The organism is Streptantibioticus ferralitis, from assembly GCF_029223525.1.
Classification (GTDB): Bacteria; Actinomycetota; Actinomycetes; order Streptomycetales; family Streptomycetaceae; genus Streptantibioticus_A; species Streptantibioticus_A ferralitis.
The window spans coordinates 569,188-594,986 of sequence record NZ_JARHTQ010000001.1; the positions used below are offsets into that span (position 1 = coordinate 569,188).

28 protein-coding genes and 1 pseudogene are annotated in these 25,799 nt (G+C 71.2%); 13 read left to right on the forward strand and 16 right to left on the reverse strand.

Annotated features, from left to right (window positions below):
• Positions 1-101: 101 nt before the first annotated feature.
• The 3 genes from P2L57_RS40525 to P2L57_RS02560 are packed head-to-tail and all read right to left on the reverse strand — an operon-like array spanning position 102 to position 2,290.
• The gene (locus P2L57_RS40525; protein ID WP_344184974.1) at positions 102-194 is read right to left on the reverse strand and encodes an Ms4533A family Cys-rich leader peptide; all 93 of its coding nucleotides are present in this window, start codon (positions 192-194) and stop codon (positions 102-104) included.
• A gap of 55 nt (positions 195-249) precedes the next feature.
• On the reverse strand, positions 250-1,266 hold the full coding sequence (locus tag P2L57_RS02555; protein ID WP_275807407.1) for a DUF3152 domain-containing protein: 1,017 nt from the start codon (positions 1,264-1,266) through the stop codon (positions 250-252).
• Between the two features lie 19 nt (positions 1,267-1,285).
• Positions 1,286-2,290, reverse strand: coding sequence for an alpha/beta hydrolase (locus P2L57_RS02560; protein ID WP_275807409.1), 1,005 nt, complete (start codon positions 2,288-2,290; stop codon positions 1,286-1,288).
• Between the two features lie 159 nt (positions 2,291-2,449).
• On the opposite strand from P2L57_RS02560, the gene P2L57_RS02565 reads away from it, so the two are divergent.
• The 4 genes from P2L57_RS02565 to P2L57_RS02580 all read left to right on the forward strand — a co-directional run bounded on the left by P2L57_RS02565 (position 2,450) and on the right by P2L57_RS02580 (position 4,186).
• Complete coding sequence (locus tag P2L57_RS02565; protein ID WP_275807411.1) at positions 2,450-2,629, forward strand: Rv3202a family protein; 180 nt, start codon at positions 2,450-2,452, stop codon at positions 2,627-2,629.
• Positions 2,630-2,808: 179 nt separating this feature from the next.
• The gene (locus tag P2L57_RS02570; protein WP_275807413.1) at positions 2,809-3,450 is read left to right on the forward strand and encodes a TetR/AcrR family transcriptional regulator; all 642 of its coding nucleotides are present in this window, start codon (positions 2,809-2,811) and stop codon (positions 3,448-3,450) included.
• A gap of 80 nt (positions 3,451-3,530) precedes the next feature.
• The gene (locus tag P2L57_RS02575) at positions 3,531-3,758 is read left to right on the forward strand and encodes a DUF3107 domain-containing protein (RefSeq protein ID WP_275807414.1); all 228 of its coding nucleotides are present in this window, start codon (positions 3,531-3,533) and stop codon (positions 3,756-3,758) included.
• A 155-nt stretch (positions 3,759-3,913) separates the two neighbouring features.
• Positions 3,914-4,186: a hypothetical protein gene (locus P2L57_RS02580; protein ID WP_275807416.1), complete on the forward strand. Its 273-nt coding sequence runs from the start codon at positions 3,914-3,916 to the stop codon at positions 4,184-4,186.
• Positions 4,187-4,238: 52 nt separating this feature from the next.
• Here P2L57_RS02580 and P2L57_RS02585 read toward each other — a convergent pair whose 3' ends face one another.
• A complete protein-coding gene (locus tag P2L57_RS02585) occupies positions 4,239-4,979 on the reverse strand; it encodes a ferritin-like fold-containing protein (protein WP_275807419.1) in 741 nt (246 codons plus the stop codon).
• A 441-nt stretch (positions 4,980-5,420) separates the two neighbouring features.
• Between P2L57_RS02585 and P2L57_RS02590 the strand changes: the two are divergent.
• The 3 genes and pseudogenes from P2L57_RS02590 to P2L57_RS02600 all read left to right on the forward strand — a co-directional run bounded on the left by P2L57_RS02590 (position 5,421) and on the right by P2L57_RS02600 (position 8,986).
• Positions 5,421-7,581, forward strand: a pseudogene (locus P2L57_RS02590) (DEAD/DEAH box helicase).
• Between the two features lie 131 nt (positions 7,582-7,712).
• On the forward strand, positions 7,713-8,621 hold the full coding sequence (locus P2L57_RS02595; RefSeq protein ID WP_275807421.1) for an alpha/beta fold hydrolase: 909 nt from the start codon (positions 7,713-7,715) through the stop codon (positions 8,619-8,621).
• Between the two features lie 224 nt (positions 8,622-8,845).
• Positions 8,846-8,986, forward strand: coding sequence for a DUF8834 family protein (locus P2L57_RS02600; RefSeq protein ID WP_275807423.1), 141 nt, complete (start codon positions 8,846-8,848; stop codon positions 8,984-8,986).
• A 61-nt stretch (positions 8,987-9,047) separates the two neighbouring features.
• On the opposite strand, the gene P2L57_RS02605 is transcribed toward P2L57_RS02600, so the two are convergent.
• The 4 genes from P2L57_RS02605 to P2L57_RS02620 form a co-directional block, all read right to left on the reverse strand.
• A complete protein-coding gene (locus P2L57_RS02605) occupies positions 9,048-9,656 on the reverse strand; it encodes a MarC family protein (protein ID WP_275807425.1) in 609 nt (202 codons plus the stop codon).
• 105 nt (positions 9,657-9,761) lie between these two features.
• Positions 9,762-10,619 (reverse strand): PHP domain-containing protein, encoded by an 858-nt coding sequence (locus P2L57_RS02610; protein WP_275807427.1) that lies wholly within the window; start codon positions 10,617-10,619, stop codon positions 9,762-9,764.
• 133 nt (positions 10,620-10,752) lie between these two features.
• A complete protein-coding gene (locus tag P2L57_RS02615) occupies positions 10,753-11,391 on the reverse strand; it encodes a DUF6758 family protein (protein ID WP_275807429.1) in 639 nt (212 codons plus the stop codon).
• A gap of 93 nt (positions 11,392-11,484) precedes the next feature.
• Positions 11,485-12,078 (reverse strand): suppressor of fused domain protein, encoded by a 594-nt coding sequence (locus P2L57_RS02620; RefSeq protein WP_275807431.1) that lies wholly within the window; start codon positions 12,076-12,078, stop codon positions 11,485-11,487.
• A 391-nt stretch (positions 12,079-12,469) separates the two neighbouring features.
• Here P2L57_RS02620 and P2L57_RS02625 point away from each other — a divergent pair, with 391 nt between their 5' ends.
• Complete coding sequence (locus P2L57_RS02625) at positions 12,470-13,579, forward strand: magnesium and cobalt transport protein CorA (protein ID WP_275807433.1); 1,110 nt, start codon at positions 12,470-12,472, stop codon at positions 13,577-13,579.
• Between the two features lie 9 nt (positions 13,580-13,588).
• Here the strand turns inward: P2L57_RS02625 and P2L57_RS02630 are convergent, their stop codons facing one another.
• Positions 13,589-14,506 (reverse strand): DMT family transporter, encoded by a 918-nt coding sequence (locus P2L57_RS02630; RefSeq protein ID WP_275807435.1) that lies wholly within the window; start codon positions 14,504-14,506, stop codon positions 13,589-13,591.
• 215 nt (positions 14,507-14,721) lie between these two features.
• On the opposite strand from P2L57_RS02630, the gene P2L57_RS02635 reads away from it, so the two are divergent.
• Positions 14,722-15,291, forward strand: a complete 570-nt coding sequence (locus tag P2L57_RS02635) for a hypothetical protein (RefSeq protein WP_275807437.1) — start codon at positions 14,722-14,724, stop codon at positions 15,289-15,291.
• Here P2L57_RS02635 and P2L57_RS02640 read toward each other — a convergent pair.
• On the reverse strand, positions 15,278-15,931 hold the full coding sequence (locus tag P2L57_RS02640) for a hypothetical protein (RefSeq protein WP_275807439.1): 654 nt from the start codon (positions 15,929-15,931) through the stop codon (positions 15,278-15,280). The two genes, P2L57_RS02635 and P2L57_RS02640, sit on opposite strands and share 14 nt — an antisense overlap.
• A 167-nt stretch (positions 15,932-16,098) precedes the next feature.
• On the opposite strand from P2L57_RS02640, the gene P2L57_RS02645 reads away from it, so the two are divergent.
• The 3 genes from P2L57_RS02645 to P2L57_RS02655 are packed head-to-tail and all read left to right on the forward strand — an operon-like array spanning position 16,099 to position 19,201.
• Positions 16,099-17,397: a magnesium transporter MgtE N-terminal domain-containing protein gene (locus tag P2L57_RS02645; protein ID WP_275807441.1), complete on the forward strand. Its 1,299-nt coding sequence runs from the start codon at positions 16,099-16,101 to the stop codon at positions 17,395-17,397.
• On the forward strand, positions 17,394-17,963 hold the full coding sequence (locus tag P2L57_RS02650) for a DUF1003 domain-containing protein (protein WP_275807443.1): 570 nt from the start codon (positions 17,394-17,396) through the stop codon (positions 17,961-17,963). Before P2L57_RS02645 ends, P2L57_RS02650 begins: the two co-directional genes overlap by 4 nt.
• Positions 17,964-17,992: 29 nt before the next feature.
• Positions 17,993-19,201 (forward strand): Mrp/NBP35 family ATP-binding protein, encoded by a 1,209-nt coding sequence (locus P2L57_RS02655; RefSeq protein WP_303655809.1) that lies wholly within the window; start codon positions 17,993-17,995, stop codon positions 19,199-19,201.
• A gap of 27 nt (positions 19,202-19,228) precedes the next feature.
• Here P2L57_RS02655 and P2L57_RS02660 read toward each other — a convergent pair whose 3' ends face one another.
• From P2L57_RS02660 to sigE, 5 genes are all read right to left on the reverse strand, one after another.
• Positions 19,229-19,915, reverse strand: coding sequence for a hypothetical protein (locus P2L57_RS02660; RefSeq protein WP_372515576.1), 687 nt, complete (start codon positions 19,913-19,915; stop codon positions 19,229-19,231).
• Between the two features lie 160 nt (positions 19,916-20,075).
• Positions 20,076-20,534 (reverse strand): sec-independent translocase, encoded by a 459-nt coding sequence (locus P2L57_RS02665; RefSeq protein ID WP_275807445.1) that lies wholly within the window; start codon positions 20,532-20,534, stop codon positions 20,076-20,078.
• A gap of 135 nt (positions 20,535-20,669) precedes the next feature.
• The gene (locus P2L57_RS02670; RefSeq protein WP_275807447.1) at positions 20,670-22,505 is read right to left on the reverse strand and encodes a trypsin-like peptidase domain-containing protein; all 1,836 of its coding nucleotides are present in this window, start codon (positions 22,503-22,505) and stop codon (positions 20,670-20,672) included.
• A gap of 137 nt (positions 22,506-22,642) precedes the next feature.
• Complete coding sequence (locus tag P2L57_RS02675; protein WP_275807449.1) at positions 22,643-23,554, reverse strand: anti-sigma factor family protein; 912 nt, start codon at positions 23,552-23,554, stop codon at positions 22,643-22,645.
• The gene (sigE, locus tag P2L57_RS02680; RefSeq protein WP_275807644.1) at positions 23,551-24,363 is read right to left on the reverse strand and encodes an RNA polymerase sigma factor SigE; all 813 of its coding nucleotides are present in this window, start codon (positions 24,361-24,363) and stop codon (positions 23,551-23,553) included. Before sigE ends, P2L57_RS02675 begins: the two co-directional genes overlap by 4 nt.
• A gap of 190 nt (positions 24,364-24,553) precedes the next feature.
• Between sigE and P2L57_RS02685 the strand changes: the two genes are divergently transcribed.
• Positions 24,554-25,210 carry an O-methyltransferase gene (locus P2L57_RS02685; protein WP_275807647.1) on the forward strand — a complete coding sequence of 219 codons (657 nt, stop codon included), beginning with the start codon at positions 24,554-24,556 and terminating at the stop codon, positions 25,208-25,210.
• 117 nt (positions 25,211-25,327) lie between these two features.
• On the opposite strand, the gene P2L57_RS02690 is transcribed toward P2L57_RS02685, so the two are convergent.
• The gene (locus P2L57_RS02690; RefSeq protein WP_003985072.1) at positions 25,328-25,495 is read right to left on the reverse strand and encodes a DUF3117 domain-containing protein; all 168 of its coding nucleotides are present in this window, start codon (positions 25,493-25,495) and stop codon (positions 25,328-25,330) included.
• Positions 25,496-25,799 lie beyond the last annotated feature (304 nt).

Below are 25,799 nucleotides of genomic sequence, written 5' to 3' on the forward strand. Positions count from 1 at the left end.
AAGCGGGCGGCGGCGAGGTCAGGGCAGAACAGGCACTGCGCCCGCGGAGGAGGCGTCCCCACCGAGGGCAGCGGGCCGCTGCGGGGTGGGAACCGGCGGGGTCAACGACAGTGAACGTCGGACACGCAGTGCTCGGCCACGCCGATGAGCGCCAGCTTGATCGCGGCGCGCTCGGTGACATGGCTTCTGGGCATGACCAGAAGATTGAAGGATTTCTTTGGGAATGTCAAAGCAAGACTGATGGAAACCTCAGTCCGAGGTGGGGAACGGCCATGGATTCGGTCGGCAGGTGCGGCCGTCCGTGGTCAGGGACTTCGTCTGCTGCATCATCACCGGAGCCAGCGCGCCCTGCTTCGCACACTGCTCGTGATCGTGGCCCAGCCGGTGCCCCACCTCGTGGTTGATCAGCATCTGCCGGTACATGTGCATCTTGTCGGGGCCGTAGGTGTCCGAACCCTGCGCCCAGCGATAGGCGTTGATCATTACCCGATCGGTGGCCGCGGAGTCACAGGAGACGTTCTCGTCCAATGTGTCCAGACCCGACTTCGCACACCACTTCCCGGTGGTGACCGGACTCGCCAGTGTGATCACGAAATCCGGTGTCCCGGAGGAGACGCGCTCGAAAGTCCGAGTACCGCCGTGTCCCCAACTCCGGTCGTCGTTGAGGGTCTTCTGTACCGCGTCGGCGAAAAGCCGCCCGTCCAGCGGCAGCCCCTTCTCCACATCCACCCGGTAACGCAGCACCTGCCCACGACCCGGCGCCGGGTCGTGCCCCGGAACGGCGTCGAAGCCGCCGCGCAGCGCGAGTTCGGCGTCCAGCGGATAGCGCTGGGCCATCGCCTGTTCGTAGCCGGCCGGTGCGGGGGTGGCCCGGTGGTCAGAACGGGACGCCTCACCACCGTCGACCCGACCGGCGTTCCCCTTGGCGGCGTCGGTCGCGCCGTCCGTGCGGCCGCCGCCGGTGAACTGCCCGGCGACCACCACGGCCAGCGCGGTGACGACGGCAGCCGCGGCGACTCCGGTGACGGTACGGCCCTTGCGGATCCGCCTGCGGGGCGGCGACGGCGGATCGGACGCGACCCGCCGAACCGGCGCCGCGTCAGGTGATGGCACGTCACCTGGGGTGAACTCCCGCCGGGGCCCCGGGACTTGCGGCGCGAAGGGCTGCGTCGCGGGCCTGCGGCGGCGGCCGGTTCCCGGCGCCGCGGCGGTGCTGGGGTCGGCGGCGCGCACATCGGTACGGCCGGTCGCGCTATGGCGTCCCACGAGGGCGATCAGCTCCTGTTCAGGGCCTGTGCGAGGTGGCGGCGTCCGCCCGGTGGTCCTCCGCGAGCAGATCGCGGAAGGCCCTGGCCACCAGCTGCGGGTGCTCCATCATCGACACATGGCCGCCGTCCGGGATGGACAGCAGCCGCGAGTCACGGAACGCCCTCGTGGCCCGCTGCGCCGTCCGGAACGACACCAGCTTGTCCCGTCCGCCGTACACCAGCAGCGTGGGCACCAGCACCCGCTCCGCCTGCCGCCACAGCGAGTGCTGCCCGCCGAGGGTGTAGGCGTTCACGAGCCCGCGGGTGGAGCGCACCATCGCGTCCCAGAAGTACGGCAGCGCGATCCGCCGCTCGTACTCCCGCGCGTCCTCCTGGAACTCCTGCTCGCTGATCATGGAGGGGTCGCCGTAGCAGAGCGAGATCAGCTCACGGGTGCGCCGCTCCTTCGACCAGTCGCGGGTCGCCCGCACATACAGCTGCGGGATTCCGGGGACGGAGGCCAGGGCGGTGGGCCAGGCGGTGCGCTGCGGGGGGAGTTCGGGCAGTGCCGGTGAGACCAGGGTGAGGGTGCGCACCAGGTCGGGGCGGAGTGCCGCGATCCGCGTGGCGATCGTGCCGCCCATCGAGTTGCCGACCAGATGGACCGGCCCGCGTCTTTCCGACTCCAGCAGTCCGACGACGGCTCGCGCGTGCCCGTTGATCGAGTAGTCCCCGTTGTCCGGCGGTGGCGAGAAGCCGAAGCCGGGCAGATCGACCGCCTCACCGTCCACCGTGTCCGCGAGCAGGTCCATCAGCGCGGACCAGTTCTGCGAGGAGCCGCCGAGCCCGTGCACGAACAGCGTGGGCGCCAGTCCGGCGGCGCGCGGCGCCCGGGTCCGTACGGTCAGCGACATTCCGGACAGCGAAACCGTCCGCAGCGTCTCGCCGCCATCGGCCGACACTCCCCCCGGGGGGACCGTCTGGGCCGTTTCGGCCACCGCGGCATCGGCCGCTGCGGTATCGGGCGACTCGGTCGAGGACATGGAGCAATATTACGAGCCGATCACGTCGCGCTCCGTGTGGCAGCCCTCACACGGCCGCCCGCCGTCTTTGGCTCGCATGCCATGCTGCGCCCGTGGGCACCCTCTCCTAGGCTCGTAGCTAGGCTCCTAGCCACGAGGTCGTCAGGCCGAGGAGGTGTCATGTCGGAAGAACAGCTCGCTGCCGATCTGGAGGCCAACGAGGCAGATGCCGCCGAGCAGCAGCTCGACGTTCTGGAGAACGACGAGGCCGCGGCCGAGCCGGTCCCCGACGAGGCGAACGAAGCCGACGCCGCCGAACAGCATCGGTCCGTTCCGCTGGACGAAGACGACTACCGCTGACAAGACAGCCCAAAGCGGCTGCGCTGCGGGCTCCGGGTACGTACCAGGGGATGAGATTCTGCGTCCGCGCCAGGCACAGTCCCGTTACCGAAAAGTACGATGTCCAGCGCATGCACGGTATTGCCGCACATGCCACCACACACTTCGCAAGGACGTCAGTGCAAGCATTGGGAGGCGGCGTGACAGCCATCGAGCAGACCGAGGCGCGCCCGCGAGGGACGCGTCTGCCGCGCCGCGCCCGACGCAACCAGTTGCTGGGCGCGGCCCAGGAGGTCTTCGTCGCGCAGGGCTACCACGCGGCGGCGATGGACGACATCGCCGAGCGCGCCGGGGTCAGCAAGCCCGTGCTCTACCAGCACTTCCCGGGCAAGCTGGAGCTCTACCTGGCCCTGCTCGACCAGCACTGCGAGGCCCTGGTGCAGGCCGTACGGGCCGCACTCGCCTCGACCACGGACAACAAGAAGCGCGTCGAGGCGACCATGCACGCCTACTTCGCCTACGTCGAGGACGAGGGCGGCGCCTTCCGGCTGGTCTTCGAGTCCGACCTGACCAACGAGCCGGCCGTACGGGAGCGCGTGGACAAGGTGGCGCTGGACTGCGCCGAGGCGATCAGCGAGGTGATCGCCGAGGACACCGGTCTCGCTGAGGAGCAGTCGATGCTGCTGGCGGTGGGCCTCGGCGGCGTCTCGCAGGTCGTCGCCCGCTACTGGCTGTCCAGCGGCAGCCCCATCCCGCGCGACCAGGCGGTGCAGCTGCTGACCTCGCTGGCCTGGCGCGGCATCGCGGGCTTCCCGCTGCACGGGGCCGAGGGCCAGCACTGACACCCCGTTCCGGGCAGTAATGTTGGCCGCGTACGGCGCGGTTGTCGCGCACACCGCCAGACCATCGGAGGGAAAAAGCCGTGGAGGTCAAGATCGGCGTGCAGAACGCGCCGCGCGAGATCAACATCGAGAGCGCGCAGTCTCCCGAGGAGATCGAGAAGGCCGTAGCCGCGGCCCTGGGCGGCACCGAGAAGCTGCTGGTGCTGTCCGACGAGCACGGCCGGAAGGTCCTCGTACCGGCCGAGCGGCTGGCATACGTGGAGATCGGCGAGCCCTCGAAGCACAAGGTGGGATTCGGCGCACTGTAACAGCGCGTCTCGCGGTCTGACGGCGGCCGACCCGGCGATGTGACCGGGTCGGCCGCCGTTCGTTTGGGCACCCCGTCCCCGTGGGTAGTACCGGAAGCGTCTGATTTACGACTGGTTACGACGTTGTGCCGGACGTAAGGGCCGCGGGAGGACGCATGGTCTGGGAAGCACTGGGCAGCGCGATCGTCGGGCTGGGCGCGGGCTGGGCGGCGCTCCGGCTGTTCCCGCTGCGCTTCCCGTCCCGCGCCCTCACCCTGGTGACCGGCCTGGTGGCTGCCCTGCTCGGCTGTCTGATCACGCGCTTCGTGGTCGGGCCCGACAACGCCGCGGTGACCCTGCTGGCCGCCCTCGGTGTAGCCGTCGCCCTGCTGTCGCTACTGGTCCGCGACCCCCGGCAACGCCGATCAGCCATTCCGCGGGCGGCGTGACGGCGGTTCCGGCCGCCACGCGACCCCGACGAAGATCCCGCCCAGCGTGCCGCTAGGCGGCCAGGCCGAGCGCCGCCATGCGCTTGGTGTGCGCCTCCGTGATCCGGGTGAACATCCGGCCCACCTCCGCGAGGTCGAAGCCGTCCGCCACACCGCCCACCAGCATCGTCGACAGCGCGTCGCGCTCGGCGACCACCCGCTGCGCCTGCGACAGGGCCTCGCCCATCAGCCGCCGCGCCCACAGCGCCAGTCGGCCGCCCACCCGCGGTTCGGCCTCGATGGCGGCCCGTACCTTCTCCACCGCGAAACTGGCGTGCCCGGTGTCGTCCAGCACACCCAGAACCAGGCCGCGGGTGTCGGAATCGAGCCGGGCGGCGACCTCACGGTAGAAGTCACTGGCGATCGAGTCGCCCACATACGCCTTGACCAGGCCCTCCAGCCAGTCCGAGGGGGCGGTCTGCCGGTGGAAGCCGTCCAGCGCGGCGGCGAACGGCTCCATCGCGCCCGTCGGGTCCTCGCCAATCTCCGCGAGGCGGTTGCGCAGCCGTTCGAAATGGCCGAACTCGGCCGACGCCATTTTCGCCAGCTCCGCCTTGTCCGCGAGGGTCGGCGCGAGTTTGGCGTCCTCCGCAAGCCGTTCGAACGCGGCCAGCTCGCCGTAGGCCAGGGCGCCCAGCAGGTCGACGACCGCGGCCCGGTACTGCGGGTCGGCGGCGGCGGTGGCCCAGTCCTGGGCGGCGATCCCGGTGGCGGGGGTCTGGGCGGTTGTGGTGCTCTCGTCAGGCGTCTCCATGATGGGCACAATAGTCCGCCTGCGGGAACGAGAAACCCCCTGTCAGGCGCGTTCCGGCCGGACCGCGCCGGTCGGATCCGCCAGTCGCGCCGGTCGGCCGGGGCCGTGCGGCATGGGCTGGGCGGCGGTGCTGGGCGCGGCAGGACCGGTCGCGGCGAACGTTTTCCCGAATCCGAGCCAAATCCGTCCTCGGCGGCTGGGCGTTTCCCGGGGTACAGTGGTAGTGGCCCGCCGAGTCTTCGCGGATACGGCAGGCTTTCGCATGAATGCGGATGCCCGGTCGGTGGCCCGATCGGCTCCGAACCGACCGTCCTGCCCACCTCCCGGTGGGAGGGGCCCGCTCGCGGCACGTGTGAGGGCCGCGGTCCCGCGCTCCCGGCCATCTAGGGCCAGTCCTTCGGCCCTGAGGCCGTACGACAGCTCCGGCGCGGTCAGCATCCGATGGACGGATGCTCGACCCCCCTCACCGCACAGTGCCGCGCTCATAGAAGAGGCAAGCATCCTGTCCACCACGACTTTCCGTGATCTGGGGATTCTCCCCGAAACCGCCGAGGCGCTCGAAGCCGTCGGCATCACCACTCCGTTCCCCATCCAAGAGATGACGCTCCCGGTCGCGCTGGCCGGCAACGACGTCATCGGCCAGGCCAAGACCGGTACCGGCAAGACGCTCGGCTTCGGCCTGCCGCTGCTTGAGCGCGTCACCGTGCCCGTCGATGTCGAGGCCGGCCGGGCGAAGCCCGAGGCGCTGTCCGACAGCCCGCAGGCGCTGGTCGTCGTCCCCACCCGCGAGTTGTGCACGCAGGTCACCAACGACCTGCTGACCGCGGGCAAGGTCCGCAACGTCCGGGTGCTGGCGATCTACGGCGGCCGGGCCTACGAGCCGCAGGTCGAGGCGCTCAGGAACGGTGTCGACGTGGTCGTCGGCACCCCTGGCCGACTGCTGGACCTCGCGGGCCAGCGCAAGCTCGACCTCGCGTCGGTCCGGGCGCTGGTGCTCGACGAGGCCGACGAGATGCTCGACCTGGGCTTCCTGCCCGATGTCGAGAAGATCATGGACATGCTGCCGAAGAAGCGGCAGACCATGCTGTTCTCGGCCACCATGCCCGGTCAGGTCATCTCGCTCGCCCGCCGCTACATGTCGCAGCCCACGCACATCCGCGCCACCGCGCCGGACGACGAGGGCGCGACCGTGGCCAACATCACCCAGCACGTCTTCCGTGCGCACTCGCTCGACAAGCCCGAGCTGGTGGCCCGCGTGCTGCAGGCCGAAGGTCGCGGGCTGGCGATGATCTTCTGCCGCACCAAGCGCACCGCCGCTGACATCGCCGAGCAGTTGTCCCGCCGCGGCTTCGCCTCCGGCGCCGTGCACGGCGACCTCGGGCAGGGCGCGCGCGAGCAGGCGCTGCGCGCGTTCCGCAACGGCAAGGTCGACGTGCTGGTGTGTACGGACGTCGCGGCGCGCGGTATCGACGTCGACGGCGTGACGCATGTCATCAACTACCAGACGCCCGAGGATGAGAAAACGTACCTGCACCGGGTCGGCCGCACCGGCCGCGCGGGCGCGTCCGGTACCGCGATCACCCTGGTCGACTGGGATGACATCCCGCGCTGGCAGCTGATCAACAAGGCGCTTGACCTGCCGTTCAACGAGCCGGAGGAGACGTACTCCACCTCCCCGCACCTGTACGAGGCGCTGGGCATCCCGGCCGGAACCACCGGCGTGCTGCCGCGCTCCTCGCGCACCCGGGCCGGACTGGCCGCCGAGGAGCTCGAGGACCTCGGCGAGACCGGCGGTCGCACCCGCGGCCGTAAGCCCAACGCCGACACCGACCGCCCGAAGCGCGAGCGCACCCCCCGCCAGCGCCGCCGTACCCGCGGCGGCCAGCCGGCGGAGGCGGCGGTGGCCACCACCGAGGCCGCCACTCCGGCGGCCGAGGAGTCGCGCCCGGCCCCGCGCCGTCGTCGCCGCACCCGCGTCGGCGCGGCCGTCGCGACGGCCGCGCCGACGGTGGAGTCGACGCTGTCCGACGCCGAGCCGGCCGAAGCGGCGAGCGTCGCGGCGCAGACGCCCGTCGAGGAGGCCGCACCGGCACCCCGCCGCCGCACCCGCAAGGCCGCAGCCGCCCCCGAAGCGACCACCGTCGAAACCGTCACCGAGGAAGCGGCACCGGCACCCCGCCGCCGCACCCGCAAGGCCACCGCAGCCCCCGAAGCGACCACCGTCGAGACGGTCACCGAGGAGGCCGCACCGGCACCCCGCCGCCGCACCCGCAAGGCCGCAGCCGCCCCCGAGGTGACGGACGCGACCGAAACCGTCACCGAGGAAGCCGCACCGGCACCCCGCCGCCGCACCCGCAAGACCGCGGCAGTCAAGGTGACGGACGCAGCCGAAGCCGTCGCCGAGGAAGCCGCACCGGCGGCCCGGCGCGCCCGCAAGGCGACCGCGGCCAAGGCGGTCGACGGCGAGGAGGCCGCGCCCCGGCGCCGTACCCGCAAGGCCGCGGCCGTCGTGGTGGAGGCTGCCGCGGAGGACGCCGCACCGGCGCCCCGGCGTCGTACCCGCAAGGCGACCGAGGCCACCGAGGCGGCCGCTGAGGTGTGACGTTCACTCATGACGTGTGCCGGTTCCCGCAAGGGAGCCGGCACACGTCTTTCGGCTCGTTCGGCACCGGCGTGGCCGTTGGCTCACTCAGTGTTTTTCCGCACGCCGTCTGCCCCACGTAGTCTCGCCGCATGAGTCGACCGCCCATGCTCGAACTGCCGCAATCCGTGCGCGCGTACCGTCTTCCGACCGCCCGTGGGTCGTTCGCCGTGTTGGACGCGGGGGACGCGCGGCGTGGCACGGCCTTGCTGGTGCCGGGGTTCACCGGCAGCAAGGAGGACTTCAACGGGCTGCTTGAGCCACTGGCCGATGCGGGCTGGCGAGTTGTCGCGGTGGACGGCCGTGGCCAGCACGAGACCGGCGGGCCGGGCGACGAAAGCGCCTACGCACTGCGGGAGTTGGCGGCCGATGTGGTCGCGCAGGCCGAGGCGCTGGGCACGGGCCGGGTGCATCTGGTGGGGCATTCGTTCGGCGGGCTGGTGAGCCGGGCGGCCGTGCTCGGCGGGGCCGGGCCATGGGCATCGCTGACGCTGATGAGCTCCGGACCGGCCGCGATCGACACCGGCCAGCAGGAGCGGACGAAGATGCTGCTCGACGCGCTCGCGGTGATGGACATGGAGGGCATCTGGCGGGCCATGCAGGAGCTCGACGTCCAGGAGGCGGGCCCGGCCGGAGCCACTGCCACCGACCCGACCGCGGGCCCGGCCGCCACCGCACCGCGCACCGTGCAGCCGGGTCTCGATGAGTTCCTGCACCGGCGCTGGCTGGCGAACGTTCCGGAACTGCTGCTCGTGACCGGCCGCCAGATGCTGTCTGAGCCGGACCGGGTGGCGGAGCTGGCGGCGGTGGAGCTGCCGAAGCTGGTGGTCTCCGGTGAGGTCGACTACGCCTGGCCCACCGCGTGGCTGGACGCGATGGCGGAACGGCTCGGTGCCCGCCGCGAGGTGATCGCGGGCGCCGAACACTCCCCCAACGCCGAGCAGCCCGCGGCGACCGCGGCCGTGCTCGATGACTTCTGGGGCTCCGTCGAGCGCCCGTAGCAACCGGTAGAGCGGCGCTGACCAGGCATAATCCGCTGTCGCCCGTGCTGTCGTTAGGCCGGGAAAAAATTTCGTTAGCGTAGGGAATGTTTTCCCCAGTACATTCGTTGTACCCAGATGTAACGGGCACGACATCGCGTCGAAGCAGCCGCGACCTTCAATGAGGGAGTGTCCGCTTGTCAGAACCCCGTGGTCGACGCGGGACGGACGAAAGGGAGAAGCCCATGCGCTTCGAGATCATGCGACTCGACGATGCGAACGGCACCGCCGTGGACAGCACCGTGGTGGACGCCGCCTCCGTCAAGACGATTGTGCAACAGGCCGCCGCTACCGGCCAGCGCCTCTACATCCGCCCCGCGGAATAGGACGAACGACGAGCGCCCCGTACATCGCGGTACGGGGCGCTCTCGCGTATCTGCCGGCGGGTCAGCTTCCGCCGTGTACGAAGCCCATCACACCGTTGGCTACCTGCTGCACCGCGATCGCGGACAGCAGCATGCCGGACAGCCGGGTCACCAGCACCACACCGCCGTCCTTGATCAGCCGGATGATCGCCAGCGAGTAGCGCATCGTCAGCCAGAGCACCAGGTGCATGGCGATGATCGCCGCCCACACCGACAGCTGCTGGCCCGCGCCCTTGGCGTGCTGCACGGCGAGGATCACCGTGACGATGGCGCCGGGGCCGGCCAGCAGCGGCATGCCGAGCGGCACCAGCGCGACGTTCACGTCCTTGGTCTGGGTCGGCTCGTCCGCCTTGCCGGTCAGCAGGTCCAAGGCGATCAGCAGCAGCAGCAGTCCGCCGGAGATCCGCAGCGCGGGCACCGAGACATGCAGATAGTTGAGGATCTGCTGACCGCAGACGGCGAAGACCGCGATCACACCGAAGGCCACCAGCACGGCCTGCAGTGCCATCCGGCGCTGGACCTTGACGGCGCGCCCGCCGGTGAGGGCGATGAAGATCGGAGTGATTCCGGGTGGGTCCATGATCACGAATAGCGTGACAAATACTGACCCGAAGAGGGTGACGTCGAACATGTTGAGTGGTGCTTTCCGCGATCGGAGGTTGTGCGGCGGCGCGGCAGGACGCGACGGGACGCTTCGGGTACGGGGAAGAGAGGAGCCGAGGTCAGGTAAGCGGCGCTAGATGGCGCTGATGGGAACGGCGCCGGTCGCCCGGCGGAAGATCTCCCGGTAGACCTCGGGGTCCGTGGTGTACTCGCCCAGGCGACAGCTCTTGCGGCTGCCGTGGTAGTCGCTCGACCCGGTGATCAGCAGATCCAGCTCGTCGGCGAGCGAGCGGAGCCGGGCGCGGGTGGGTTCGTCGTGGTCCATGTGGTCGACTTCAAGGCCGTCGAGACCGGCCGCGGCGAGTTCGGCTATGACGCTCTCGGGCACGGTCTGCCCCCGCTTCGCGGCGCCGGGGTGCGCGAACACCGCGACTCCGCCCGCGCCCTTGACCAGCCGGATGGCGTCGAACGGGTCGAACTCGTGCTTCTCGACGTACGCCCGTCCGCCGTTCGCCAGCCACTCGTCGGTGAAGGCGTCGCTGACGGTGGGTACGACGCCGAGTTCGACCATCGCGGTCGCCACATGCGGCCGCCCCACGGCGCCGTCACCGGCGATCTCGGCGACCCGCTCCCAGGTCACCGGCACGCCGAGTTCGCGCAGCTTGGCGACCATGCCCTGGGCGCGCGGTACCCGGTCGTCACGGACCAGTTCACGCTCGCGGGCCAACTCGGGCTCAGCGCGGTCGAACAGGTAGGCCAGCATGTGCATGCTGACGCCACCGATCCGGCAGGACAACTCGGCGCCGGTGACCAGGGTGAAGGGCGTGTCCAGCGCGCGTACCGCGGCCGTCGCCTCGTCGTGTCCGCCGACCGTGTCGTGATCGGTCAGCGCGACGACGTCAAGACCGGTCGCTACGGCGTTGCGTACCAGCTCAGTGGGGGTGTCCGTACCGTCTGAGGCGGTGGAGTGGGTGTGCAGGTCGATGCGCACGGCGCTGACTCCTTACTGCCTCGATCACGGACACGGCCGCCGCGGACTTCAGTCGGCCTAGGTCACCTTGAAAAGCCAAGGATAACGGCCATGGCAACCCTTGAATCCCAGGAGTCCAAGCAGTGGGACAGACTCAGTCCAGCAGCCGCGGCGACAGCGCTCCGCAGGGCAGCAGATCGATCTCCGCTCCCGCCTCGCGTAGATCGGTCAGTATCAGCTCGTCGTACATCAGCAGCCCCGACTGTTCGGGCCAGACGATCGCCCACAGCCACAGGCCGAACGCCTCGCCCGCGAAGACCGCGCGGTCGGCGGGCGAGTTGGCGACATGCCACAGCGGCGTCGGGCGGCCCGCGGCCAGCACCTTGGCGTGCGGCGGCTGGTCCACCGGCATCCCCGGCCCCGGATCGGGCCCGGGAATGCCCGCGTAGCGGGCGCCGAGCCCGACCCCCAGTTCCTCCGCCACGAGCAGCAGTTCTCCCGGGCCCCCGAGCGGCCCGGGCCCTGAGCACGCGACGGCGGTGGCCCGGCCGCCGCTGCGGTCGTCCCCGGCGCAGGCGACCCCGGTGAACAGCCAGCCGACGGGCAGCGGCCACGGCATCCACACCGGCACCCGCGCACGGCGCACCACCACACTGAGCGCCTCGACGCTCGGCGGTACGACAGGTTGCAGCGGGTGCACACTGCCGTGAACGTCACACTGCCAGGAATCCGCGAAGAGGCCGGGCGCCCGCACCCGGCGCCCGCACTTTGGGCAACTGGGTTCGCCCCTCATAGCGCCCCACGGTCCTCTTCCCTTCGGCCTCGCGTCAAGGACGATCACCCGTCCGCAGCGGGTCGCCGGGAATCCGGGCCGGGTACCCGGGCGCTAATCCCCCAACTGGACGGTCCCGCGCACCGGGTCGCGTAGATCCGTACCGGCGGACAGCCAGCGGTCGTGCAGAGCGGCCGCGCCGTGCACGCGCTTCCACGCGGCCTCGTTCGGGGTCATCGGAAGCAACGGGAAGAAACGCACCGGATCCATGGGCGGATCCAGCGGCAGGTCTTCGACCAGGCCGCCGGGCTCGGCGACCAGCACGGCGGAGAACGGCGCGCCCGGCCAGAGGGGGTCACCGACGTCCAGGGACGCGCCCGGTGCCACCACGATGCCCTCGACCTGCGGGGAGGCGGCCAGTGTCGCAAGCGGGCGGAGCAGCTTGTCGGTGTCTGCGTATCCCGTCCGCACCGTCAGGATCAGCTCGGCGCGCGGGCCGCGTACCGGGTCTGAGGTGACGGATGTGGGGTCGCTCATCGGCTGCCGGGACATCCCGAGGGTCGCGTAACGCACCACGCCCGTCTCCGCGTCGGAGAACCGCAGCACCTCGATGCGCTCGGTGCCGAGGAAGGTCACCGCCGCCCGGGCGTCCGGCTCGCCGAACGCCGTACGCAGTCGTGCCTCCGTCAACTCCAGCACATCAGACATACCGCGAGCATAGATCGCGGTGCGGGCGCACCGGCCCCAGGCCCTGGCGGACACCGGCCGGAAGGGCCGCTTGGTAGTGTTTGGGCGCTTGTCGCCGGGAAACCTGACGGCGGCGCGATCGCTGGACAGCGGTGCCCCCATGGGGACCGGCCGGAGGAGGTGGGGCTGCGATGGATCCCGGTCGACCGTGCAGTACCAGCAGCCCTTCCGCACAGCGCCCGGCGTACCCGCGCGTCAACACGTCCGCGCACGCACTCATCTGACGGCCGCTCCCCGGCCGCGTACCGCTCCCCCGCCGTCCGCGGGGCGGCGGTCCCGCTGTTCCGGAAGGGCTGCGATCCGGTAGCCGATCGGAACAGCCTCGGGCGGTCCGCCCGTGAAGGAGCCCCAGATGCCGATGATCCGCGACCTGCGTTCGGCGGTACGTCCCAGCACCCGCGAGAGCGCCGACCGCGCACCGCTGAGCGCACCCGGCGCGGCCAGCCCGGTGGTCGACTGCGCGGTGTACCGAGCGGGCCGCCGCCGCACCGGGCAGGTCACCCCGCGCGAGGCGCTGGACCTGGTGCGCGAGACCGGCGAGGGGTTCGTATGGATCGGGCTGCACGAGCCCGGCGAGCGGGAACTCGCCGGAATCGCGGGCGAGTTCGGGCTGCACCCGCTGGCCGTCGAGGACGCGGTGCACGCCCACCAGCGGCCGAAGCTGGAGCGCTACGACGAGACGCTGTTCACCGTCTTCAAGACCATCGACTACGTCGAGCACGCCGAGCTCACCGCGACCAGCGACATCGTGCGGACCGGTGAGGTGATGGCCTTCACCGGCCAGGACTTCGTGATCACCGTCCGGCACGGGGGCCACGGCGCCCTGGGTTCGCTGCGCCAGCGGCTGGAGTCCGAGCCCGAGTTGCTGGCCAAAGGTCCGGGGACGGTGCTGCACGCGATCGCCGACCAGGTGGTGGACGACTACCTCCTGGTCGCCGAATCCCTACGGCAGGACATCGACGACATGGAGATCGACGTCTTCTCCGACCCCGGCACCCGACCCGCGAACCGCGGCGGCGGCGACCCGGCCGGGCGGATCTACCAGCTCAAGCGCGAGGTACTGGAGTTCAAGCGCGCCGTCACCCCGCTGCTGCGCCCCCTGCGGCTGCTGTGCGAGCGGCCGATGCCGTCGATCGCCCCGGACGCCCGGGAGTACTTCCGTGATGTGGCCGACCACTTGGCGCGCGTACATGAGCAGGTGACCGCCTTCGACGATCTGCTCAACTCGATCCTGCAGGCGAACCTGGCGCAGGCGACCGTCGCGCAGAACGAGGACATGCGCAAGATCACCGCCTGGGCGGCCATCCTCGCCGTTCCGACGATGATCACCGGTGTGTACGGCATGAACTTCGAGCACATGCCGGAACTGCGCACCCGCTACGGCTACTACGTGGTACTCGCCGCCACCGTGCTGATCTGCGCGGTCGTCCACCGCGGCTTCCGGCGCAACGGCTGGCTGTGACCGTCCGCCTCAGACCCCCGGCTCCGGCGGCAGCGGCGCCGGGGTGCTCCGCTCGGACCGGATGACCAGCGCGAGCCCGGCGAGGATCACCAGCAGCGCCGGATACGCGGCCGCGGGCGGCGTCTGGCCGAGCCACAGCGCGGCGATCAGCGCCGCGCCGGGCGTCTCCAGCAGGATCGCGGTGGAGGTGACGGAGGGTCCGAGGCCGCGCACCACCCGGTTGATCAGCGAATGCCCGAGCAGTTGCGCGGCGATGGTCAGCGCGGCCAGCTTCAGCCAGGTCTGCGCGCCGTATCCGCTGCCCAGCGACGCCCCCGACACCAGACACACCACCAGCAGCACCACCGCGGTCGTGGCGTAGCAGACGAAGGTGTACGCGGAGGTGCTGACGGTACGCCGCACTTCCGCGCCGAGCAGTACGTACCCGGCCGCCGCGATGCCGCCGCCGAGCGCGAGCGCGTCGCCCGCGAGCGCCCGTGTCGACAGCGACAGGTCCACCCCGGAGACCATCAGCACACCGGTGAACGCCAGCGCCGCCCCCGCCCACACCAGGCCCGGCTGGTGCCGCCCGCGCAGCCTGAGGATCACTGTGGTCCAGATCGGGGTGGTGGTGGCCAGTGCGGTGGACGACGCCACCGAGGTCATCGACAGACTCGGCAGCCACAGCCCGAAGTGCAGCGCCAGGATCACTCCGGCCGCCATCGACATGAGCACCGCCCGCCGTCCCATGCGCCGCAACTCCCCGCGCCCGCGCAGCAGGACGAACGGGCTGAGCGCGCCGACGGCCATCGCGTTGCGCCAGAAGGCGATGGCGAGCGCGGGGGCGGCGGTGGCCGCGATCAGTGGCGCGGACAGCGACACCCCGGATATCGCCACCGCCAGCAGCAGTAGGTCGATCCGCCGCGCCCCGGCGGCAGTCGGGGCCACGTCCTGCCGAACCGACGAGCGATCGGGCGTGACACGGGATCCAGCGGACACGAGGCGTGACTCTCTTCGGAGGAAGTGGATGCGCGGAACCGTTTCAGATTAGGGCCTGTCCTGCGGATCCGCCGATCCCCAGCGGGACGTCGGCTGGTTCTCGCAGCCGCCGGTCCGAGCCGGACGGCTGCCGCAGTACCGGGGCCGACAGGCATACTTCTGGCATGACGGAGACGGGACAGACCGGGCAGCCGGGTGAGCACCTCCTGCTGGATCGGGCGTTGATCGAGGAGGCCGCCAAGAAGTCCGGGCTGCTCTGGGTGCGCGGCACCGAGGGCGCCGTGGCGCTGTGGCACCTGTGGCACGACGGCGCCGTGTGCCTGGTCGGCGGCGGCCCCGGAGAGCAGCCGCTGCCCGGGCTCGCCGAGGGCGGTACGGCCACCGTGACCGTCCGCAGCAAGGACAAGGGCGGCCGGCTCGTCTCCTTCGACGCGCACGTCAGCGAACTGGCACCGCACAGCGAGGCCTGGCAGTCGGCCGTGGAGGAGCTGAAGGGCAAGCGGCTCAACGCACCGGACGCCGACACCATGACGGAGCGCTGGGCACGGGAGTGCCGGGTGCTGCGGCTGGAACCGTCCGGGTCGGCCACCGAACGGCCCGGCGCGATGCCGGACGACAGCGGCGCCGCCGCGCCGGTACCCACCCCGGCGACCACCCGCCGACCGATCCCGGCCGCGCTGCCCCGGCTGCTGTTCGGCAGGCGGGGGCCCAAGCGGGCACTCAGGAACCGTTGACCTTCCCGTAGTCCAGCACCCGGCCGCTGTCCGGCGCCCGCAGGGTGAACTCCTCGCCCCAGCCGGTGAGCTGGAGCGATCCCGCCCCGCCGGACCGCTCGTACCGCAGCGGGTACGGGCGGCCTCTGAGTGAAACGTCCAGCGTTCCACCGGGCGAGGTGACGGCGATGGTGGGAGTGCCGCCGACCGAACGGTGCGCGCCGCGGGCCGGGTTCGGCCCCAGCGCGAACAGTCCGTCGAGCAGCTCCCTTTTGTCGGTGAAGCAGGACAGCCGCTGGTACGCGGGATCGCCGGTGGGCACCTTGACGTACTTGTCGCCCAGCTTGCCGGTCAGCCGTGCGTCCTTGAGGTAGAGGTCGGTGCCGACCCGCAGCAGCTCGTAGTGGTCGCGGTCGGTGCTGACCTGGCCGCTTCCGGCGTCGGTGGCGAGGCGCATGTCGAGCCGGTAGGTCTGGCCGCCGCTGCTGACGGAGCCGGACAGACGCACGGTGTCCGCCTGTTCCGCGGCGCCCCGCGCCTCGGAGACTATGACGGTGGGTGCCAGTCTGCCGACGCCGTTGGTCCCCTGATCGGCGTCGCCGCACCCCATCAGCAGCGACCCGGCCAGCACACACAGGGCCGTCCGGCGGGCGGCAGTCACTTAGCGTCCCCCTCCGTTGCATTGAGTAGTGACCGGACCGTACAGCCCACGCCATGCCCTCCACCACCCCTGCCGCACGCCGCGCCCTCCACCACCGCAGCTCAGGCCGTTACTCTTGCCTCTGGTCATTTGATCCTTCCCCCAGTGGCACGTATCGGAGGCTCGGCATGGTCGCAGGAGCCCCGCGGGTATTCATCTCTCACCTGTCGGGTGTCGCCGTCTTCGACCCCAACGGCGATCAGGTCGGACGGGTCCGGGACGTCGTCGTCATGCTCCGGGTCGGCGGACGGCCGCCCCGGGTACTCGGCCTGGTGGTGGAGGTGGTCAGCCGCCACCGGATCTTCCTGCCCATGACGCGGGTCACCAGCCTGGAGTCCGGCCAGGTCATCACCACGGGCGTGGTGAACATGCGGCGCTTCGAGCAGCGCGCCGCGGAAACGCTTGTCCTCGGCGAACTGCTGGACCGGCGGGTGCGGCTGGTGGAGAACGACGAGGAGGTGACCGTCCTCGACGTGGCGATGAGCCAGCTCACGGCCCGCCGCGACTGGGAGATCGACAAGGTCTTCGTCCGCCGCGGCAAGGGCGGTGCGCTGCGTCGGCGCGGGGAGGCGCGGACCGTCGAGTGGTCGGCGGTCACCGGTTTCTCGGTGGAGGAACACGATCAGGGCGCGGCGAACCTGCTGGCCACCTTCGAGCAGCTGCGCCCGGCCGACCTGGCCAACGTGCTGCACCATCTGTCGGCCAAGCGGCGCTCCGAGGTCGCCGCCGCCCTCGACGACGACCGGCTCGCCGACGTGCTGGAGGAGCTGCCGGACGACGACCAGGTGGAGATCCTGGGCAAGCTGGCCGAGGAGCGCGCCGCCGACGTGCTGGAGGCGATGGATCCGGACGACGCCGCCGACCTGCTGTCCGAGCTGCCCGAGGACGACCAGGAACGGCTGCTGAAGCTGATGCAGCCGCAGGACGCGGCCGACATGCGGCGGCTGATGTCGTACGAGGAGCGCACCGCGGGCGGTCTGATGACCACCGAGCCGATCGTGCTGCGCCCGGACGCCTCGGTCGCCGACGCGCTCGCCCGGGTCCGCAACAAGGACCTGACCCCGGCACTCGCCGCCCAGGTGTACGTGTGCCGGCCGCCGGACGAGACGCCGACCGGCAAGTACCTCGGTGTGGTGCACTTCCAACGGCTGCTGCGCGAACCGCCGTTCACCCTCGTCGGCTCGATAGTGGACACCGATCTGCAGCCGCTGCCGCCGGACACCCCGCTGCCCGGGGTGACCAGCTATCTCGCGACGTACAACATGGTGGCGGCGCCGGTCGTCGACGAGAGCGGATCGCTGCTGGGCGCGGTCACCGTGGATGACGTACTGGACCATCTGCTGCCGGACGACTGGCGTGAGGTGTCGGTCGTCGAGATGCCGCAGGAGCTGACGCCCGCAAGCGAAGACGGAGGAGGTCGCGCATGACCATGGAACGGACCAAGGCGACTGCCTCTGGAACGGCCCGCTCCAGGGTCCGTCTGGACGTACCGCGCGAGGCGCGGATCAGCGTGCTGCCCGCCTACGATCCGGAGACCTTCGGACGGCTGTCGGAGCGCGTCGCCCGCTTCCTCGGAACCGGACGGTTCCTGATCTGGATGAGCGTCCTGCTCATCCTGTGGGTGCTGTGGAACACCTCGGCCCCCGACAGTCTGCGGTTCGACAGCTACCCGTTCATCTTCATGAACCTGGCGCTCTCCCTGCAGGCGGCCTACGCGGCCCCGCTGATCCTGCTCGCGCAGAACCGGCAGGACGACCGCGACCGGGTCAACCTGGAGCAGGACCGCAGGCGCAACGAGCGCAGCATCGCGGACACCGAGTACCTCAGCCGCGAGATCGCCGCGCTGCGGATGAACATGGGCGAGGTCGCCACCCGCGACTGGATCCGCTCCGAGTTGCAGGACATGCTCAAGGAGCTGGAGGAACGCCGGTTGGCGGACGCGGTGCAGCCCGCGCACCGGAGTGACGAAGCCGACGGGACACCCCGCCCGTAGGACCGTTCCGTCGCCGTACCATCAGTCGTATGGCTACCGACACGTACGGCGCCCACCCGTCGCCCGATCACCACCCCTCATCGAAGCCCTCCGGGCTGCCGCCCCGTCCTGCCACGGACGCGGTGCGCGCCGCGCTGGCGACGGTGAACGACCCCGAGATCAACAAGCCCATCACCGATCTCGGCATGGTGAAATCCGTGGACATCGCCGACAGCGGTGTGGTCCGGGTCGGTGTCTACCTGACGGTGTCCGGCTGCCCGCTGCGCGACAAGATCACCAGCCTGGTGACCGACGCGGTCTCCAAGGTGGCGGGCGTGGCCGGGGTCGAGGTCGAGCTGGACGTGATGAGCGACGAGCAGCGCCGCGAGCTCACGGCGTCGCTGCGCGGCGGCCAGGCCGAGCGGGAGATCCCGTTCGCCAGGCCGGGGTCGCTGACCCGGGTCTACGCGGTGGCCTCCGGCAAGGGTGGCGTCGGCAAGTCCTCGGTGACCGTCAACCTGGCCGCCGCGATGGCCGCCGACGGCCTCAAGGTGGGCGTGGTCGACGCCGACATCTACGGCCACTCGGTGCCGCGCATGCTGGGCGCGGAGGGCCGTCCGACCCAGGTGGAGAACATGATCATGCCGCCGTCGGCGAACGGCGTGAAGGTCATCTCCATCGGCATGTTCACCCCGGGCAACGCACCGGTGGTATGGCGCGGCCCGATGCTGCACCGGGCACTGCAGCAGTTCCTCGCCGACGTCTACTGGGGCGATCTGGACGTGCTGCTGCTCGACCTGCCGCCCGGCACCGGCGACATCGCGATCTCGGTGGCACAGCTGATCCCGAACGCCGAGATCCTGGTGGTGACGACGCCTCAGCAGGCGGCCGCCGAGGTGGCCGAGCGAGCGGGCAGCATCGCCGTGCAGACCCATCAGAAGATCGTCGGCGTGATCGAGAACATGTCCGGCATGCCGTGCCCGCACTGCGGCGAGATCGTCGACGTCTTCGGCACCGGCGGCGGCCAGCGGGTCGCCGAGGGCCTCACCAAGGTCACCGGCACCAACGTGCCGGTGCTCGGCGCGATCCCGATCGACGTACGGCTGCGTGAGGGCTCGGACGACGGCCGCCCCGTCGTGCTCTGCGACGGGGAGTCCCCGGCCGGATCCGCGCTGCGCACCATCGCGGGCAAGCTCGGTGGCCGCCAGCGCGGTCTCTCCGGGATGTCGCTGGGCATCACGCCGCGCAACAAGTTCTGACCCTTCGGGCGTCACCGCCTGCCCGGGCTACCCCTGGTAGGCGGTGATGTCCCGTACGACGGCGAACGCCAGCCCGTAGGCGCTCATACCGCGCCCGTAGGCGCCCAGGTGCGCCCCCTGCGCCGAACCGGCCAGCACCCAGCCGTACTCCGACTCGCGGTAGCGGAACGGCGTCGGCACGCCGTCGACCGGCAGCGTCAGCGTCGACCAGGCGGGCCCGGACAGATCGTCCGCCAGTTCCCAGGCGATCGCTGTCTGCTGCTCCAACCAGTCCTGCCGCAGTGACCGCTCCATCCGCTGCGGCCACGTACACGACAACAGCCCGGAACCGGCGAGCCAGGCCGCTGACGACTCCGAGGTGGCATCCAGTACGCCGGTGCCGTCCGCGCTGCTCCGCACCGGCCGGTGCGCGAGGGTGACGACCACGGCGAACCGCTGGGCGTCGGGTGCCGGATCCGCCATGGGCAGCGAGGCCTTCAGCGTCGGCGCGTCGCCGTGACCGAGCGCACCGTGCTCCACCGTGCCGTCCGCGCTGGTGCCCACCTGCATCAGCCAGCGCGGCCCGGCGAAGGACTGGTCCAGCCCGTACCAGGGAAAGGACGCCAGCAGGTAGCCGTCCACCGGACGGCTGCCGTCCAGCGCCTTGCCGCCTACCACCCCCGGTTCCCGCCCGTCCCTCGATGCCGTCGCCCCCGCACGACCCGTGGTTTCCACCGCGGCGCCTCCTCCATGCCCTGACGTCTCATCGGCCGACGCGGGATGCGCCGGCCGATGCGCCCCACCCCTCGGGCGAATCCCAAAACCAATCCAAAGGTTGTGGACAACCTAAGGGAGAATAGCCACCCTTAGGTGGCGATCCGGGCAGGTGGTCGACTCAGGTGGCATCCGCGTCGAACGGCGGGTGCTCGCCGGGGCGCAGCGGCTCGCTCTTGTGGAGGCGGTCGGAGCCGTTGACGGGCGCGGCGGCGGAACCGCTGTCGCGATCCCCCGCGGAGCGCACCGTGCGGCCGCCCTCCTGGACGGCGTCCTTCACCGTCGCCATCTCGTCCTTGAGGTCGAAGCTGTTGCGGATCTCCTTCAGCCCCAGGTTGTCGTTGTCCAGCAGGTTCTTGCGGACGAACGTCTTGGGGTTGAGGTCCTCGAACTCGAAGTCCTTGAACTCCGGGCCCAGCTCATTGCGGATGTCCTCCTTGGCGCTGTCGGAGAACTCACGGAGCTTGCGGATCATCCGGCTGGCGTCCTGGATCAGTTTGGGCAGCTTGTCCGGCCCGAAAATGATCACAGCGAGGAGCGCGATAGCAACAAAATCCAAAGGACTTATGTTGAAGAACACCGTTGCAGCTCCTTGGGACGTCTTTGAACACCAACGGTACCCGTCCGCGACGGCGGCTCGGGAGGGTGCCCGGTGAACGTCGGGTGCGTCGGGGGCGACGAGCGGCCGTGCTCGGCGCCGTCGCCCCCGGGCCGGTCATCCGCTGGTCGAGCCGCCCAGCACCAGGTCGACCGTGCGGGGCGCCGCGTCACCGCTCTTGACCGTCAGCTGGACGTGGTCGCCGGGCCGGTGGCTGCGGGTCCGCACGATCAACTCCGCACCGGTGTGCACCGGTTGGCCGTCCACCTGCGTGACGACGTCACCGGGCTTGAGTCCGGCGTTGGCGCCGGGGCCGCCGGGGGTGACGGCGGGCGCGCCGTTGGTGCCCTTGTCGGCGATCCGCGCGCCGTCGCCGTTGTAGCGCATGTCGACGGTCACCCCGATCACCGGGTGGGTGGCCTTACCGGTGTTGATCAGCTCCTCGGCGACGCGCTTCGCCTGGTTGATGGGAATGGCGAAACCCAGCCCTATGCTGCCGCCCTGGCTTGCCGCACCGTCCGGGGAGCCGTTGCCCGACGAGCGGATCGCGCTGTTGATGCCGATGACCTGGCCCTGGGAGTTCACCAGCGGGCCGCCGGAGTTGCCGGGATTGATCGGTGCGTCGGTCTGGAGCGCGTTGACGTAGCTGACGTCGCTGCTGCCGGCCGACCCGCCGCCTGCGGTGATCGGGCGGTCCTTGGCGCTGATGATGCCCGAGGTGACCGTGCCCTCCAGGTCGTACGGGGCACCGATGGCGACTACCGGGTCGCCGACCCGTACCGACTCGGAGTTGCCGAGGGTGAGCGGTTTGAGGCCGGACACACCGCTGACCTTGATGACGGCGAGGTCGTCCCCGGTGTCCCGGCCGACGATCGTCGCCTTGTGCACGCCACCGCCGCTCAATGTCACCGAGATGTCGCCGCTGGAGGCCGCCGGTGCCACCACGTGGTTGTTGGTGAGGATGTGTCCGTCGGCGTCCAGGACGAACCCGGTGCCGGTGCCTTCCTCGCTGTTGCCCATGACGTGGATGTAGACCACCCCCGGCAGCGTGGCGGCGGCGATCCCGGCCACCGTCCCGGGCGCCCGGCCTCCGTGGTCGGCGGGAGCCTGCGGCAGGCTGACGGCCGTTCCGGTGCCCCGCCGTTCCAGGTACGCGCCGGTGATCCCGCCGAAGGCACCGGCCAGCAGGGCGACCAGCACGGCGGCGACCACCAGTCGGCCGCGCCGCTTGGGCGCGCCCGGCCCCGCCGGTGCCGGTGGGACGGGCGGGGCCCAGGGGTCATACCGGTGCCAGCCGCCCTGGCCCGTATGCACCGGGTCCGCGCTCGGCGGGGGCGCGACCGGCGGCGGCGCGGCGGGATGCTGCACCGGCGGCGCCGGTGCCCAGGGGCCGGGGCGGCCGTAGGGCGGCGTTCCGTACGGATCGGCCGGGTGCTGCGGCCCGGCGGCCGCCACCGGGCCGACGCTCACGCCGTGTGCGGGGGTCGCGTAGGGGTTCCCCGCAACGGGTTCGGACGGCGGGACCTCGGGCGCTGGGCCGTGCGGGTGCGGCTGGTCGGCGGGGGCGGCGCCGGACGCCGGGACGGCCGGGGAGTCGGTGGGCGCCGCCGGGCCCGTGGACGCGGCGGTCTCGGCGGCCCCGGCCGGGGACACGGTCCCACCCGGTTCGCCCTTCGCCAGCGACGGCCCGGGCTCAGCGGCGGGCGGGGCGTCGGCGGGCGCCGCGCTCTCCTCGGGCACGGCCTCCGCGCCCGGAGCGGGCGGCTTCGGCGGCTCCGGCCGGTCGGCGGTCGATTGCTCCGTTCGGGGGGCCGGGGCGGGCGCGTCGGGCCCGGTGGCTGACGGCTGCGGCGTTGGATCCGCAGCCTCCTGTGACCGCGGCGTCGGGCCCTTGGCGCCGTCCCCCCGCGGGCGACTCCACCAGTGCGGCCGGGCGGCCTTCCCCTCGTCCATGTTCTCCCCTGTTTCTGCGGGCCCCCGGTCACGGGAAGACTCAGCAGGCCTCTCCCACCTCACAGCCCACACCCGCGCCCCCGAAGGCGCAACGCGGCAGGCCACCCCTGGATTCAACCAGGTGCGCGGAAAGCAGGTCAGCGCGCGGGGCCGGTGCCCAGCAGCGGCAACGGAGACGGCGCCACCGACTGGGCGGTCAGCGGCATGGGAGGCTGCGGAACGGCCTCGGGGGTCGTCGAGGCCAGCTCCGAAACGACGGGGTGCGAAACCGGCCCGCGGCCACCCTGCGACCGCAGCAGCGGCGCGGAGGCCGACAACGGTGTCGCATGGGCCGCCGGTGCGCTGAGCACACCACCCGGCCGCTGGCGGCCGTCCAGCAGCGCGCCGTTGCTCCCGCCACTGAGCGGGGTCACCGCCGAGCCCGCGCCCGCGTCGGCCGCACCGCCGCCCTCGACGGCGGCGTCCAGCGGCAGCGCGCCACCCAGCGCGATCGCCGCCAGCGAGAACGCCCCGGCCGCCGCGAAGGCGAACCGCCGTCCACGCGAGGCCGACCGGTTGACCTCATGTATCCGGAACCGGAAGCTGTCCAGTCGCTCGCCGGAGGGCGTCAGCGCACTCGCCCCGCTCGGCGGAAGATACGCCTTGGCACCGTCCCTGCGGCCGAATGGCCGGTACTCGTCCCGAGTCCCCGACTCCTCCGGCGTGCCGAAGTCGTCCTCGGCCCCGAACAGGCCCCCGCCGAAGAACGGGCCGTCATCGCTTCCCGGGCCGCTGGCAGGCAGCCCCTGCAACCGGGCCAGCAGCCCCGCGGACAGCGCGGGGGGCATCGCCTCGGCGACCGCGTTCTTCAACCGCCGCTGCTCGTCGGCCTCGGCCTTGCACAGGTCGCAGGTGGCCAGATGGGCCGCCACACGCTCGCGGGTGTCGTCGCGCAGCTCACCGTCGACGAACGCCGCCAGGCGATCGCCCAGGTGCTCCTCCGCCGGTGAGCGTGAAGCGCCGGTACGCGCACCGCTCGCACCACTACGGAATGGGCCTGTGCCGCTCACGTTCTCCCCCGCGTCGCCGGTCCGCCGCTGCTCTGAGCGCCTGCCGTCACCTCGGCCATCGCGCGCCCGGGGCGGGCGGCGGGCGCACGGTGCTGCAGGGCGCTGCGCAGGTGGGAGCGGCCGCGGTGAATACGGCTGCGAACGGTGCCCAACTTGACCCCGAGGGTGGCCGCGATCTCCTCGTACGACAGGCCCTCGATGTCGCACAGCACCACCGCCGCCCGGAACTCCGGCGCGAGGGTGTCCAGCGCCTGCTGGACGTCCGCGTCGAAGTGGGTGTCGTTGAAGTGCTGCGCGGGCGACGGCTCTCGGCTGGGCAGTCGCTCAGCCGCGTCGTCACCGAGGGCGTCGAAACGGATTCGCTGGCGGCGCCGCACCATGTCCAGGAACAGGTTGGTGGTGATGCGGTGCAGCCAGCCCTCGAAAGTGCCGGGCGTGTAGGTGGAAAGCGACCGGAAGACACGGACGAAGACCTCCTGGGTGAGGTCCTCTGCGTCGTGCTGGTTGCCGGTCAGGCGGTAGGCGAGGCGGTAGACCCGTGCACTGTGCGTGCTGACGATCTCCTCCCAGGTGGGCGGAGTCCACGTTTCACCATCGGTTCCGAAGGAGGCCGTGGTCGCGAACGACGCGGTGGCGTTCACGGGCGCGGTCTCGGAACCTGCGGTGGCGGCGGTGGGACGGTCAGCGGTCTCGTTCACGGATCTCGGCTGGCCGGCCGACCGACGGAAACGCCGAAGCACTCCCCGGTCACCGTCGACAGCCGCACCTCCCCTGTCGGCTCTGGTGGTGTCCAGTAGAGCCCCTACCATATCCACCTCGCCCGTTAGCTCCGGATAAGCAACTTTGTCCCGGCTCTGGTCTGTTGGAACCGTTGACGGATACGGAAGTCCTGCGCGTCCTTCCTTACCCATCCCACCAGCGTCAACGCACGGTCCCCTCCACAGGTTCCCATCGGCAGCGGATACAGTCGCCGAGCGACTTACGCACGACCGCGGGGACATACGGGGACAGGAGAGGGCCATTACCGGCAACCGGCAGGCGAGCTGGGCGTTCGCGGACGCCTTCGTCGCCGAGGACGAGGCGCTGCTACGGGCCCGGGAGCGCGCCCGTGAGATCGGCGTGCGCTCGGTCTCACCCGGCACCGGTGCCGCCCTGCGGATGCTGGCCGCGGCCGCGGCCGCCCGGGTCGTCGCCGAGATCGGCACCGGAGTCGGGGTGTCGGGCATCCATCTGCTGCACGGGATGCGCGCGGACGGTGTGCTGACCACGGTGGACACCGAGCCGGACCGCCAGCAGCTGGCCCGCGAGGCCTACCGGGAGGCGGGCTTCGCGGCGAACCGGGCCCGGTTCATCCCCGGCCCCGCCCTGGACGTCCTGCCCAGGCTCGCGGACGGCGGCTACGACCTGGTCTTCTGCGACGGCGACCGGCTGGAGTACACGCAGTATCTGGCTGAATCGTTGCGCCTGCTGCGACCAGGGGGATTGGTCTGCTTCGAGGGGGTCTTCGCCCAGGGCCGGGCGATGGACGCCTCCCACCAGGAGACCGAGGTGCACGGGTTGCGCGAGGTGATGCGCGCGGTCCGGGACAGCACGGCCCTGGTGCCCGTACTGCTGCCCACCGACGACGGGCTGCTGTGCGCGGTGAAGAAGGGATAGAAGGACAACCGACGAACACGGCTCCGGGCTTTCGCGAACACATCACGGTGTCCACAAAAGCCCGGAGCCGAAAAATTTGAAGGTCCGAGCCGCTCGCACGACTCATGACGCCGTATTTCAGACGGTTACCTTCTCCAGGGCCTCGCCCAGGGCCTTGGCCTCATCGGGTGTCAGCTCGACGACGAGTCGCCCGCCGCCTTCGAGCGGAACGCGCATGACGATGCCCCGCCCCTCCTTTGTCACCTCGAGCGGGCCATCACCCGTCCGCGGCTTCATGGCCGCCATGCTCGTTCCCCTTCCTGAAACCAGCTCCTCGCAACCGGCGGCCCAGGCGCCGCCGGACTCGAACACATTGGTTCCAGGCCATTATCCCGCATGCCAGTCCCCTATGACCAACATCGGGGACAGGCCACGCGACGACACCCTCTCGCAAAACCACCCAATCCGGCGAGGCTGCTGCGATACTCCCGCCCCGCGTTCCGCTTCTCGGCGAGCGGAACGACGAGGATTCTTTGATCCAGGTCACATGTTCGCCTGTGCGATCTCCGGCATGCTGACCGATGCGCACACCGCGCGACAGCCGCGATGG

Bases quoted from the DNA above. Each gene is read 5' to 3' on its own strand.
- P2L57_RS02615 (WP_275807429.1), bottom strand. From the start codon at position 11,391: ATGAGGGGCGAACCCAGTTGCCCAAAGTGCGGGCGCCGGGTGCGGGCG.
- P2L57_RS02670 (WP_275807447.1), bottom strand. From the start codon at position 22,505: ATGGACGAGGGGAAGGCCGCCCGGCCGCACTGGTGGAGTCGCCCGCGG.
- sigE (WP_275807644.1), bottom strand. From the start codon at position 24,363: ATGGTAGGGGCTCTACTGGACACCACCAGAGCCGACAGGGGAGGTGCG.
- P2L57_RS02625 (WP_275807433.1), top strand. From the start codon at position 12,470: ATGCCGATGATCCGCGACCTGCGTTCGGCGGTACGTCCCAGCACCCGC.
- P2L57_RS02620 (WP_275807431.1), bottom strand. From the start codon at position 12,078: ATGTCTGATGTGCTGGAGTTGACGGAGGCACGACTGCGTACGGCGTTC.
- P2L57_RS02690 (WP_003985072.1), bottom strand. From the start codon at position 25,495: ATGGCGGCCATGAAGCCGCGGACGGGTGATGGCCCGCTCGAGGTGACA.
- P2L57_RS02565 (WP_275807411.1), top strand. From the start codon at position 2,450: ATGTCGGAAGAACAGCTCGCTGCCGATCTGGAGGCCAACGAGGCAGAT.
- P2L57_RS02650 (WP_275807443.1), top strand. From the start codon at position 17,394: ATGACCATGGAACGGACCAAGGCGACTGCCTCTGGAACGGCCCGCTCC.
- P2L57_RS02560 (WP_275807409.1), bottom strand. From the start codon at position 2,290: ATGTCCTCGACCGAGTCGCCCGATACCGCAGCGGCCGATGCCGCGGTG.
- P2L57_RS02595 (WP_275807421.1), top strand. From the start codon at position 7,713: ATGAGTCGACCGCCCATGCTCGAACTGCCGCAATCCGTGCGCGCGTAC.
- P2L57_RS02635 (WP_275807437.1), top strand. From the start codon at position 14,722: ATGACGGAGACGGGACAGACCGGGCAGCCGGGTGAGCACCTCCTGCTG.
- P2L57_RS02580 (WP_275807416.1), top strand. From the start codon at position 3,914: ATGGTCTGGGAAGCACTGGGCAGCGCGATCGTCGGGCTGGGCGCGGGC.
- P2L57_RS02605 (WP_275807425.1), bottom strand. From the start codon at position 9,656: ATGTTCGACGTCACCCTCTTCGGGTCAGTATTTGTCACGCTATTCGTG.
- P2L57_RS02655 (WP_303655809.1), top strand. From the start codon at position 17,993: ATGGCTACCGACACGTACGGCGCCCACCCGTCGCCCGATCACCACCCC.
- P2L57_RS40525 (WP_344184974.1), bottom strand. From the start codon at position 194: ATGCCCAGAAGCCATGTCACCGAGCGCGCCGCGATCAAGCTGGCGCTC.
- P2L57_RS02645 (WP_275807441.1), top strand. From the start codon at position 16,099: ATGGTCGCAGGAGCCCCGCGGGTATTCATCTCTCACCTGTCGGGTGTC.
- P2L57_RS02600 (WP_275807423.1), top strand. From the start codon at position 8,846: ATGCGCTTCGAGATCATGCGACTCGACGATGCGAACGGCACCGCCGTG.
- P2L57_RS02585 (WP_275807419.1), bottom strand. From the start codon at position 4,979: ATGGAGACGCCTGACGAGAGCACCACAACCGCCCAGACCCCCGCCACC.